Origin of the sequence: Liquorilactobacillus cacaonum DSM 21116 (assembly GCF_001436735.1) — a bacterium.
Classification (GTDB): domain Bacteria; phylum Bacillota; class Bacilli; order Lactobacillales; family Lactobacillaceae; genus Liquorilactobacillus; species Liquorilactobacillus cacaonum.
The window spans coordinates 1-12,294 of the sequence record NZ_AYZE01000002.1; the positions used below are offsets into that span (position 1 = coordinate 1).

At 35.0% G+C, this 12,294-nt stretch carries 9 protein-coding genes and 1 pseudogene; 8 read left to right on the top strand and 2 right to left on the bottom strand.

Going from position 1 to position 12,294, the window contains the following annotated elements; translation table 11 throughout:
- Positions 1-111 precede the first annotated feature (111 nt).
- The 4 genes and pseudogenes from FC80_RS00335 to FC80_RS09635 all read left to right on the top strand — a co-directional run bounded on the left by FC80_RS00335 (position 112) and on the right by FC80_RS09635 (position 6,904).
- Positions 112-1,035, top strand: coding sequence for a replication initiation protein (locus tag FC80_RS00335; RefSeq protein WP_057828167.1), 924 nt, complete (start codon positions 112-114; stop codon positions 1,033-1,035).
- Positions 1,036-1,039: 4 nt separating this feature from the next.
- Positions 1,040-1,555: a MarR family transcriptional regulator gene (locus FC80_RS00340; protein WP_057828168.1), complete on the top strand. Its 516-nt coding sequence runs from the start codon at positions 1,040-1,042 to the stop codon at positions 1,553-1,555.
- A pseudogene (locus FC80_RS00345) lies at positions 1,552-6,231 on the top strand (DEAD/DEAH box helicase). The gene FC80_RS00340 and the pseudogene FC80_RS00345 overlap by 4 nt, the downstream one beginning before the upstream one ends.
- A 109-nt stretch (positions 6,232-6,340) precedes the next feature.
- Positions 6,341-6,904, top strand: coding sequence for a helix-turn-helix domain-containing protein (locus tag FC80_RS09635; RefSeq protein ID WP_057828169.1), 564 nt, complete (start codon positions 6,341-6,343; stop codon positions 6,902-6,904).
- Positions 6,905-6,972: 68 nt separating this feature from the next.
- Here FC80_RS09635 and FC80_RS00355 read toward each other — a convergent pair whose 3' ends face one another.
- Together FC80_RS00355 and FC80_RS00360 are read right to left on the bottom strand one after the other, a co-directional pair.
- Positions 6,973-7,320, bottom strand: coding sequence for a type II toxin-antitoxin system PemK/MazF family toxin (locus FC80_RS00355; RefSeq protein ID WP_057828170.1), 348 nt, complete (start codon positions 7,318-7,320; stop codon positions 6,973-6,975).
- Positions 7,320-7,583: a type II toxin-antitoxin system PrlF family antitoxin gene (locus FC80_RS00360; protein ID WP_057828171.1), complete on the bottom strand. Its 264-nt coding sequence runs from the start codon at positions 7,581-7,583 to the stop codon at positions 7,320-7,322. The genes FC80_RS00355 and FC80_RS00360 overlap by 1 nt, the downstream gene beginning before the upstream one ends.
- Positions 7,584-8,138: 555 nt before the next feature.
- Between FC80_RS00360 and FC80_RS00370 the strand changes: the two genes are divergently transcribed.
- The 4 genes from FC80_RS00370 to FC80_RS00385 all read left to right on the top strand — a co-directional run bounded on the left by FC80_RS00370 (position 8,139) and on the right by FC80_RS00385 (position 11,002).
- Positions 8,139-8,450, top strand: a complete 312-nt coding sequence (locus FC80_RS00370; protein ID WP_057828173.1) for a plasmid mobilization protein — start codon at positions 8,139-8,141, stop codon at positions 8,448-8,450.
- Positions 8,451-8,557: 107 nt separating this feature from the next.
- Complete coding sequence (locus FC80_RS00375) at positions 8,558-9,724, top strand: relaxase/mobilization nuclease domain-containing protein (RefSeq protein ID WP_420806299.1); 1,167 nt, start codon at positions 8,558-8,560, stop codon at positions 9,722-9,724.
- Positions 9,721-10,407 carry a hypothetical protein gene (locus FC80_RS00380; protein WP_057828175.1) on the top strand — a complete coding sequence of 229 codons (687 nt, stop codon included), beginning with the start codon at positions 9,721-9,723 and terminating at the stop codon, positions 10,405-10,407. Before FC80_RS00375 ends, FC80_RS00380 begins: the two co-directional genes overlap by 4 nt.
- A 100-nt stretch (positions 10,408-10,507) precedes the next feature.
- Positions 10,508-11,002 (top strand): hypothetical protein, encoded by a 495-nt coding sequence (locus tag FC80_RS00385; protein WP_057828176.1) that lies wholly within the window; start codon positions 10,508-10,510, stop codon positions 11,000-11,002.
- The last annotated feature ends 1,292 nt before the right edge of the window (positions 11,003-12,294 follow it).

The following is a 12,294-nucleotide window of genomic DNA, read 5'->3' on the forward strand; positions in this document are numbered from 1 at the left end:
TTATTGACTAGTAATTGTCTGTTTATTGACTAGTAATTGTCTGTTTATTGACTAGTTTTTAATGCTATGCTAGTCTTTTGTTATTAATTAATTATTGGTGGTGTCTTATATATGAGCAATGAGATAATTAAATATGATCCTGAGCTAAACACAATTCCATTGCGTAAATTCACTCCTGTTGAAATGAATTTATTCTTCTCAATAGTATCTCGTATGCGCGATAAGGGTGATCAAACTGTTCGTCTTACCTTTGAACAGTTGAAAGAGCTGAGCGATTACAAGCCAACGGCTAATAATCGCTTTGAGGATGATATTGAGCGTACATATACTAAACTGATGGGATTGCACTTCGGAAAATACAGCAAAAGCGGTTTAGATAGAGATTTATTCGTAATGTTTACTAAGTTTCAAATCCGTGGCGAAGCGGGGATACCTTATGTCGATATAGAAATCTATAAAGATGCATTACCACTACTAAACAACCTAGATACATGGGTACGATATGCTTTAACTGAGTTTCGTGAACTTCACAGTGGCTATGCCAAAACAGCTTTTAGATGTTTAAAAGGATTCCGTACAACTGGATATGCTTATTTCACAAAGGAACAGTTTTTTGAATTTTTGGATATTCCAACTAGTTATTGGAATAAGACGACTAATATAGATCAATTTGTTTTAAAGCCTATTAAGGAAGAACTAACTCCACTTTTCAGGGGATTAACGATTAGAAAAAAATATGGTAAAGGTCGTGGAAAACCAGTAGTTGGTTATTCATTTGCTTGGAAACCTGAAAAGAAAGATGCGAATGACTTCTCACAAGGTAAATTTCAAGACGAACGACAAAAGCTCTTTAATATTCAGCATAATGGAGAACTAACAGAACAAGAAAAATGGCGTGCAATCGATAAAGTCAAGCACTTACCGTTAGGAACAACCGAAAAAGAAGCTCTAGCTGAACAGCAGCTTGAACATGATAAAAAAATAAAAGATCAAGTAAGGCAAGAATTACTTGCTGAACTCCGAAAGGGGTACTGATATCATGTCTAAAACTATTAGAGAACTTGCTGAAGAATTAGGTGTTTCAAAGCAAAGAATTCAACAAATAATCGCCAAATTATCGACAAGTAAAACGCCAAACAAGGAAGGCAATAGGTATGTATTAAGCAGCAAAGATGTTCATAATATAAAGGTTTTGATGGGACTAGAAAACGACAATTCATCGACAAGTAAACTGGAAAACAGAGTTGTTGATTATGATGTATATTTAAACACAATAAAGTCTATGAAAGAGAAAGACGAACAGATAAAAAGTTTACTTGAAGTTCAAAAACAAACACAAAATTTACTAGACCAGCAACAGCGATTAGCATTACAAGATAAAAAAATGTTAGAAGAATACAAGTCAGAAATCAAAGAATTGAAATCATTAAATATACCAACACAAGGTAGTGAAAAAGACGATTCTATTCCAAAAGAAAATTCAGTAGAAAATAGAGTAAAAGAGCCTCAAAAGCAAAATAAAAAATGGTGGCACTTTGGTAGGAGAATGCAATGAATGCACAAACTTTTAATGATTTAATCGATCAAATTAATCAAACTGCAGGTGATGTTCAACGCGAACGGGGAACTCTTTTCGAAAAGCTAGTTTTAGCTTACTTAAAACATGAGCCAACTTATAAAGCGTTGTATCAAAATGTTTGGTTGTTATCAGATGTACCTGATAATTATGGTATTTCTAAAAAAGATACTGGCGTAGATTTAGTTGCCGAACAGAAAAATGGTGATTTAGTCGCAATTCAAGCTAAATTCTATACCCATAAAGTAAGTAAGGATTCTATTAATTCATTTGTTGCTGAACTGGGAAAAAGCTACTATCATCATGGTTTGATTATTTCGACAGTCGATGAATGGAATAGCAATGCTCGTGAAACGATTGAGCAAAATGAAAAAGGTATTGAAATTATCGGATTGTCCGATCTGCGTAACTCTCAAATTGACTGGTCACAGTTTAATTTTGAACGTCCTGAGAAAGTAACTATTAAAAAGCCAAAACAGTTGCGTGGTTATCAACAAACGGCTAAAGAGAACGCACTTAATCATTTTAAAAAGCATGATCGTGGGCAGTTAATTATGGCGCCAGGGACCGGTAAAACCTTTACTAGTCTGAAAATTGCTGAAGCACTAGCTAAAGAGCAATCTACACCGTTTAAAGTTCTATACTTAGTCCCAAGTATTCAATTATTAACGCAAACATTACGTGGGTGGAACAATGATACTGAACTCACCATGACAAGTATGGCTGTAACATCAGATCGTGATGCCTCTCGTGGTGCAGATGGTAATGAAGACATTAAGGCTGCTGATATTGGTTATCCCGCGACAACATCTAGTCAAAAAATACTACAAAATTGGCGTGATTTGGAAAAAGGTCAATCAACTGATATGGTCGTTATTTTCAGTACCTATCAGAGTATTGATGTGATTGGCGAGGCACAGAAGCATGGGCTACCAGAATTTGACTTTATCATATCTGACGAAGCGCATCGTACTACTGGTGCTCATGAATCAAATAAAGAAGCTAGCATTTTTGCTAAAGTACACAGTAACAACAATGTCCAGGGACGAAAACGTATGTATCAAACAGCGACACCAAAAATATTTGGTGAAAGTGCTAAGAAAAACGCTAAAGAAAAAAGTATCTTGCTGGCTTCCATGGACGATGAAAGTAAATATGGCGCAGTATTTTTCCGTATGGGATTTGGTCAAGCGGTGTCACATGATATCTTAACTGACTATAAAGTCATGGTATTAGCTGTGGATGAGGCTGCCATCCAAAAAGATATGCAACGCACATTAGCTGATCCTGAAAATGGGTTAAATATTGATGATGTTGGCCGGATTGTCGGTATCTGGAATGGTATGATGCGTCGTAATGGGTACAAGAATCCAGTAAAGAATAGCCCTTATGATGGTGCGCCTTTAGAGCGAGCAATAGCCTTTACGCGAACGATTGAAGAATCGAAAAAAGTATCGAGTCAATTTGAAGAAGTGGTTAATGAGTATATCAGTGAAGCGGTTGAAGATCAATCTATCCATTTATCAATGCGTCATGCGGATGGGCAGATGAATGCACTCAAAAAAGGTGAAATTTTAGACTGGTTAGCAAACCCCAATAAGCCATCGGATGAAGCCCGAATTGTTTCTAATGTCCGCTTTCTAACAGAGGGTATTGATATTCCAACGCTTGACGCAGTTATATTTTTATCTCCTAAGAAATCTCAAGTTGATATTGTTCAAGCTGTTGGTCGGATTATGCGTAAGGCTGGGGGTAAAGATTATGGTTATATTATTTTGCCTATCGTAATTCCAACAGGCGAAACACCCCAAACTATTTTAGACAATAACAAGAACTATGAAACGGTTTGGCAGGTAATTAATGCATTGCGTTCTGTAGATGAACGTTTTGAAGCCATGATTGATAAGTTAAACATGGCAAAGCCTAAACAGTTAAAAGTCATTGGTATAGGGAGTGCTCCAGATCGAGCGAATGACCAAGATAATACTATTGAAAATATTCCGGTTCAAACTGAACTGGAATTTGAGTGGGATAAATTTGAAGGTGCTATTTTTGGGAAAATTGTTCAAAAAGTTGGTGATAGAAAATATCTTGAGAATTGGTCGCAAGATGTTGCTAAAATAGCGGAACGTCAAATTAACTGGATTAAAAATAAATTATCCGATAAAAAAGATCCGATTAGTTTAGAATTTAAAAAGTTCGTTTCATCATTACAACATAATATCAATGAAAGTATTGATGAGAATCAAGCTGCGGAAATGCTCTCACAGCATTTAATTACAAAACCTATATTTGAGGCTCTATTTGAAAAATACAGTTTTGTGAATCAAAATCCCGTCTCCCAAGCGATGGAATCGATTGTATTAGAGCTAGAAAAAAATGGTTTTACCAAAGAACAAGAAAATCTAGAACCTTTATATGAATCTGTCAGAATGCGAGCTGAAGGTATTGAAAAAGCAGAAGATAAACAAAAGATTATTGTTACTTTGTATGATAAATTCTTCAGAACTGCTTTTAAGTCAACCACTGAAAGATTAGGGATTGTCTTTACACCAATTGAAGTGGTTGATTTCATTGTTCATTCCGTAGATGATGTTCTAAAGAAACACTTTGGAAAATCTTTAGCTAGTAAAGATGTCCATATTTTAGATCCGTTTACAGGTACGGGGACGTTTATTGTTCGAACGTTGACTTATCTGAAAGAACAAATGGATGCTGGGAAAATATCATTAGTGGACATTACTCGTAAATTCACACAAGAATTACACGCCAATGAAATTGTTTTGCTAAGCTATTACATTGCAGCAATCAATATTGAAGCAACATTTGATGAAATAAATGGTGATGAAGAAGGCTATGTTCCTTTTGAAGGTATTGTCTTAACAGACACTTTTGAGAGTACAGAGACTGAAGATACATTAGACGATGATTATTTTGAAACTAATGATGAACGTTTAAAGAGGCAACAGGAAGTCCCAATTACAGCTATTATTGGTAATCCGCCTTATTCTAAAGGTCAATCCAATGAAAATGATAATAATAAAAATATCGAGTATCCTCAATTATTTAAATCAATAGCTGATACCTATGTAAAACAGTCTAAAACGACTAGTGTTTTAGGTATGTATGACAGCTATGTTCTATCTATTCGCTAGGCATCTAACAGATTAAAAGATAAAGGGGTAATTGGTTTTGTATCAAATGGATCGTATGTAGATACCCAATCAGCCGATGGTCTTAGAAAATCTCTATATGAAGAATTTAACCACCTCTACATCTTTAACTTGAGAGGAGATCAACGAACAGTTGGAGAGCAATCTCGCAAAGAAGGTGGTAAGATTTTTGGGGCAGGTAGTCGTAATACTATAGTTATTTCTATTCTGGTAAAAGATGGTAGTGATAGTCACGAAGTTCATTATCATGATATTGGGGATTATCTTAGTCGTGATGATAAACTTAATATTTTATGTGATAAGGAGTCAGTCTTAAATATTGATTGGCGAACTATTTTACCAGATGGAAATAATGACTGGATTAATCAAAGAGATCAAAAATACCTCAGTTACCCTCCTTTAGCTGATGAAAACAACTCTATTTTTGGCATTAAGGATATAGGGATTGTAACTAACCGTGACTCATGGGTTAGTAACTTTTCTGAAATAAATGTAGCTAAAAATGTAAAAACTATGATTGATAACTACAATTTTGAAGTAGATAAATTAGAAAAACTTAGTGATGATATCGATATAAAGAACTTAAGTTCTTTCGTTACAAATGACGAAAGTAAAATCAGTTGGGCAGCTAGTCTAAAAATGGCAGCAGTTCGGCACGAAAAAATGAATTATGATTCAGGAAGTATTTTACTTTCAATGTATCGACCATTCACAAAAAAATATCTATACAGAGCACGTATTTTAAATGAACGTACAAGAAAATCTTTCCAGACATTCCCTACACCTGACTCTGATAATTTATTTATTAATATAAGCGGAGCAGGTACTAAAAATGAATTCTCCAGTTTAATAACTAGAGAATTATTGGATATGAATGCACTATATCCTGGGCGTAATTTTCCTCGATATATATACGAAATTTCAGGATTATTCAATGATCGTATTGATAATATATCGAATGATGATGAATTTTATTATGTATATGGGGTACTTCATTCTCCAGTATACCGAAAACGATATGCTAATGATTTAAAAAAAGATTTACCTCGAATTCCTTTGCTAAAAAACAAGGAGAAATATGTTGAAATTGGGCGTAGGCTTGCTGACCTGCATTTAAATTATGAAAAGCAACCATCTTGGGAGGGAGTTGATTTTCAAATATCTGAACCGAATTATCATGTTAAAAAGATGAAACACCCTAAGAAAGATGAGTTAGATACTATTATCTACAACGATAGTATTACCATCAACAACATTCCTGAAAGGGCCTATGAGTATATTGTTAATGGTCGTCCAGCTATTGAATGGATTATAGATCAATATCAAGTGAAAACAGATAAAAAATCAGGCATTACTGATGATCCTAACGAATTTAGCGATGATCCTAAATATATTTTAAATCTTTTACTATCTGTTATTACAGTAAGTATGCGAACACTTGAATTAATTAATGAATTACCAAAATTTGAAGTTCAAGAATAATTTAGGGTCTATAATTATAAAATAACGCCTAACAAGAGCAAGCATAGAATCATTGCTTGCTCTTTTCGTGTTTTATAGGCACAATTATTTTGAAATCAGGAGGGTATTTATGAAATTTGGTGATCGTCTAAAAAACGCAAGAACAGAAATGAATTTGACCCAAGAACAAGTTGCTAATGATTTTTTTATTACTAGACAAACTATTTCTAGTTGGGAAAATGAAAAAACTTATCCCGACATTGCTAGCTTGATTAAGTTAAGTGACTACTACCATATTTCACTGGATGTTTTGCTAAAGGAGGATTCTGGAATGAAAGAATACTTAGAAAAAAAGACTGTTGAAAAATCACTTATACCCACAATTATTATCCTAGGTGCTAGCAATTTTATTTTTCTATTTTATCTGACTACTGGTATATTTAATAACATTATTCTATTTTTAGGTACCTTGAATGCCATTGCTTTAATTCAAGTGTTATCTATACAATTGCGCCTACGATCAGTTAAAAGTATTTCTAGCAATCGAATTGACTTACTTTGTGGTTTAGGGCTCTTTATCCTTGGCATCTCACTCATTTTAATTAATCACAAAACACTCGGTACAATATTAGTAGGAGTTAGTATTGCTAACATGTTGGAATACATTTTTTGGAGAACTACCTCTAAGTTTTAGGGTCTATAACTTAACAAATCGCCCCTCGAAAATATTTTTTGCTTTTATTAATAAATAACATCTGTTTTTCAAAAAAATTGTTGGACCTTTGTACTAATCGAACTAATTTCTTGCTGAGATAAAGTGGCCACAACTTCGCCATCTGATCGCTTTGTTGGATCGACAGCGCGGATATGTTGTAAGAGCGCTGTTCCGTGAATTTCCCCTTTATCTATCCTGATAAATAACGGAGATTTAACATACTTTTCTAGGGTGCGATATTTGTCAGAAGTGCTGATTGGTACAATTAGCACTGTATTAAAATAGCGATTATAGTGATCGTTGCTCACAACTAAACACGGTCGCTTTTTCTTAGTTTCAGTTCCTTTAGCTGGATCTAAATTAATCCACAAAATAGCGCCTTGTTTTAATTTCATTAATCAAAGTCTTCACTTTCTATGTCCTTACCCCAATCAAATTCCGTGGTACTGAGATTTCCGAACTTTTTTTCCTGTTCATCAACAAGTTGCCATAGATCAGGTTTACTACGAACAATCATTACTCTACCATTTGGCTCAATCTGCCATTCAATTGTGTCAGTAGACCGAACTTTTAACAGCTCACGTACCGTTTTAGGAATTGTAATCTGATTTTTACTTGTGATTTTTGAGCTAACCTTAGTTACATTATCTGCATTCACAATATCATCTCCTTACTTTCTCCTTACAAAAATAATAACATAACTGCTTTACTATCTCAAGAAAAGGGCTAAAACTATGCAAGGTTCTGGTGCAAAAATAACAAAAGTCTTTGACATAACTAATCTATATACAAATAAAAAGGACGAGAAACCAACTTTAAGTTTCTCGTCCTTTTTTAGCCTTGCTATTTTAACTTGTCAAAAATATTATTCACTAACGACAAAAATAAGGGTAATTTGCTATACGCAAATTACCCTTATTTTTGTTATTTTTTATGTTACTTTTTTGCCAAAAAAGTAGCGCTTTTTAGTGACGTTTTCGAACAGAAAATCGGCACGCTTAAGGGGGATAAAAGGGGGAATATTTGCTATGCAAATTGCCCTCCTTTTCAAGTGTCATTTGCGACTATTACGAAGTAATTGTCTAGCAAATGAACTACTTGCCATCTTCCTTATTTTTGTGTTAGAGTGACTGTAAGCGTATAGCGCACAATCAACTTACACAATCTCAACAAGTAAGCAACCGCATAGGGCGCTTTCTGTTGCTATAAGGGAGTGGTTTTTATCTCTAGAAAACAAATTAATTTCCGTTTATCTGATGACGATTTTTCTAAGCTTTCTCGCTCTGCTCAAGTCTATGGTTTAACTCCTACTCGTTATGCTAAAAAACTTATTATGAAATCACATTTAGCTAAACCAAAATTTGATGCTCAAATGCAAAAAGATCTTTATCGTCAAGTTATCGGTATGGCTTCAAACTTAAATCAAATTGCTCATAAAATTAACACTGATTCTCATGCTTTTTCTGATTCTGAATTCTCTGCCTTACGTCAGGAGGTGCAGGACTTATTGCGACAATTAAAATAAGCCGCGCGACTAGCGGGTCCGCAGCTATAAATTATGCTGAAGGTAAAAATAAATTATCTGCTGAAACAAAACAATGGTTACTTGATCAGGATCTTGATCCTGATTTAATTAATTCCTTAGACGATCGAGCTGTTGTTAAAAATGGGCTTAATCTTGATATTGATTATGCTAAATCACAAATGAAAGCAACTCGTTCGGTTTTTAAAAACACTGGTAAAACCGAGGTTATGCGTGTCATTCAATCTTTTTCCGCCTCTGATTTTAATAGCGCTGATCCTCATGCCTGGCAACAGGTTAATCAACTTGGCTTAGAATTAGCCCAAAAAATTGCTCCTGACCACGAAGTCGCTGTCTATACTCATATTGATGGCGTGGGCCATAAATTACACAATCATTTATTGATTAATATGCCAAATCTTCAAACCGGTAAAAAATATCACCACCATAACGACTGGGAGCGTATTGCTAAACTCAGTAATCAAATAACTCAAGCACATGGCCTATCCTTGCCTACTCAATCTCCACAGTCTGAACGTAAATCTATGGCTGAAAAGCAATTAGCGAACAAAAATAAATATGTTTGGAAAGATGATTTACGTCGGCAGATTGATTCTGTTATGCTAGATTCCTCTGTAAGCTCATATAAGGCATTCTCAGAGAGTTTATCGTCTAAAGGTATAAAAGTATTAGATAGGGGTAAAAACGTGCTTACATTCGCATTTATTGACGCTGAGGGCAAAAAACGTCGTGCCCGCAGCTATCGCCTTGGCAAAGATTATGAAAGAGAGATCCTGGAATATGAGTTGGAAAGAAGAGCAAAGCAAGCAGACAAGGGGCTTGATGATTCAAAGCAACAAAGAATTATTGAAATTAGCCGAGAAACTGAACTCAGAAAACAAACGTTTGATACAAGCGAACAAAGTATTAACCACCTTGCAGTCACAACAAAACAAACTCAAAGAGACCAATCTCGAAATATCGAACAGACTAACAACGTTATCGTCAAACAACACAGCTTTAGAACAGCAATTAAGCCACTTACAACAGGAATACAACAGCTTAAAGACGGATTACAAAAACTTACAGACCAAGTTAAGCAATTCCTAAAAAGTCGTGATATTGGTCGTGAATTTGCGCAAAGGTTTAAAGCAGATATGCTAAAACAGGATTTAAATCAACGGCAAAATGTTCAAAATGATTTAGCTAAACGAACTTCACCTACTCATCACAGCGTACAACGTCCGTATAAGCCACGAGGAGGCATGGAAAGATGAATACAAGTAATAATATTCCAACTAACGCAGAATTAACTAATCAGCTCTTAAATGCGTATCAGAACGGTCAGATTGATTTAGCTAACGTTCCAGCGTTGTCAAATTTAGTTGAATCTCTTGTTAAAGAACGCTTAGCTATGTATTCTGATACAACTGCCTTTCACCAGCAACAACAACAGGCTTTAGCTAAGGAAAAAGAGTGGTATCATGATCAAATCAATCAGATGGCAACCAAAAAACTTGCCGACCTCGATATTGATAAATTACGTAATAATACGTTAGAGGATCTTCATCACCAAAAGTTCGTTATCAAAAAAATCAGTTCAGAGTTATCTGAACGCGAATTTCAACTAGAAAAAAACGAAACTCGCGTTTTCTGGAGACAATTGTCTCCAGTTTTGGCAGGCTTCGCTGTTTGTTTACTACTCGTAGCTATTATCTTTTTCTTGTTAAAATCATTAATTTACGATGGCTTTTGGCATGGCTGGGGCCTAAATTTACTCTATAAAACAACAATTGCAATTCAACCAGCACATCCATACCTCGCTGTATTTTTAGGTTTGTTTGGTGTTGTAATCTTAGGCGCAGCTATTTTCTTTAGTTTTTGGCTCCTGGTTAGAGCTGTGCAACTAATCGCTGATTTTAAAATTAAAAAACCTGCTTTTTTGCAGAAACACTACTGAAAAGTCCTGTATACTAAAAAGTGTTTTCACACCATAATTTTACACTAAATTAATCATGTGTTAATATTTAAACAATCTTTTAAAAAGGGGGACCCGTTGAATGAAAAACCTTATCAAGCTTGCTGTATCCGCCTCATTATGCGGCTTACTAGGAACAGCTATCTCTCCAGTCCTGAGTGTAAAAGCCGACGAAAACTCTGCTATCGTTACCAACACAAGCTCCTCAGATGAAGATTTCAACAGCATGTATTCTAAACTAACTGCTGAAAAGAAACAGGAGTTCAATCAACTTGTTGCTGATGGTAATTTTAGCAAAAGTGAACAATTAGAAATTCTACAGAGTAAAATTTCCAATGACAACTCTGATCGCTTACGTGGAATCAAATTAACTGTTGTTAAAAAAATTGCGTTGTATGTAGCCAAATATACTGGACGTAGTATTGCTTCGAAGCCACTAAAATCTTTCGTTAATTACTTAACAAACTTTGAAGGTAAATCTGAAACAGGAATTCGTAATGGACTAATCAAATATTTACATTTCAGCAAGACAGCGGCATATTGGACTGCTAGAACGATTGTCTTCATCTACCTTTAAAAGGGGGATTTAAATGAGTGTTAGCACAATAGTAATTGTTATATTATGTATAGCGTTACCTATAATTATTCCTTCTCAACAATGGTTAATAGCACACAATTTAATTTATCTACCCTTAATTTTGGGTGGTGCATTTCTATTGTTCATGGTAGCTCTCACACTAGTTAAATCAGGATCCATTTTTAATTGGTACGACTACTGTATTGTTATTTTATTCTGCTTATATGAAGGTTGGACGCTAATAAAATAGCTTTGTAACTGTCATTTATACCTTAAGCCCCATCATCAGTTTGCTTGACGGGGCTTTTTCGTTTACCTTTTGTCAAAAGGTAAGGTGTGACGGGGTTGACCTTGATTTTGGCAACGACCAACGGGAGGCGCAGTTATCGGTGAGTCCGGAACAGTACAGTTCAAATTTTCAGAAGATGCCGTCCCACTGGTTTTTGACCTGAAAAAAATTTCTACAGCTTCCGGTTACTGGCAAGTAGCCAATTTGCATGAACTAACTGACTGGTTAGGCAATTTCAGATTAATTGATAACTGGCTGTATGAAAAAATGGAAATACAAAGAAGGCAATCAAGTGAATTGGTATAGATTGTGTAATTTTAAAAAAGTGTTGATATGTGAGTGAAGTTTAAAGGCTTACGGTGAGTTTGTGATTTAACCCGAATTCACAATAGGTCTTTATGTACTGGTACAGTTGTTACTCAATATAAGATACGTTATGTTAACTAGCTTTGGTCTATTCCAGTTATCAATAATTTATTTAAGAATTCAGATATTATTCTGAGCTCTTTTTTATATACCAGGTGCGAGAACGTAAACAAGGGTAGGCGTGGAGATTTTTTTGTGTTTTTCAAAAAAATACTACCCGACCTTGTTGGAGTGTAGCACTATACTTATCGGCTTGCCGGAACAAGTTGCCCTTTAACTTGTTTCGCCTGCCTAACGGCGAGTGTCAGGGTGAGTTTGAGCGGGGGTTCGCTCCGCTCAAGGTCTTGTTTTTATAAAATGTGGCTTGCCACACCTTTTTGGCAACGAACGTAGTGAGGCGCAATGAGCGGAGCGAATAAAGTTTTATTCGCATAAAATTTTCATTTATTTCTTTATAAATTGAATCTAGTTTTTTATCTCGTACAGTGGTACCTCTTTTATACCTTTTTTTAAACCTTTTTTAAACCTTTTTTAGGTACCCTTTGAGCCTTACTCTCCCAAGGCATACAGAAATGTTTAAGCTAGTAATTGTCTGTTTATTGACTAGTAATTGTCTGTTTATTGACTAGTAATTGTC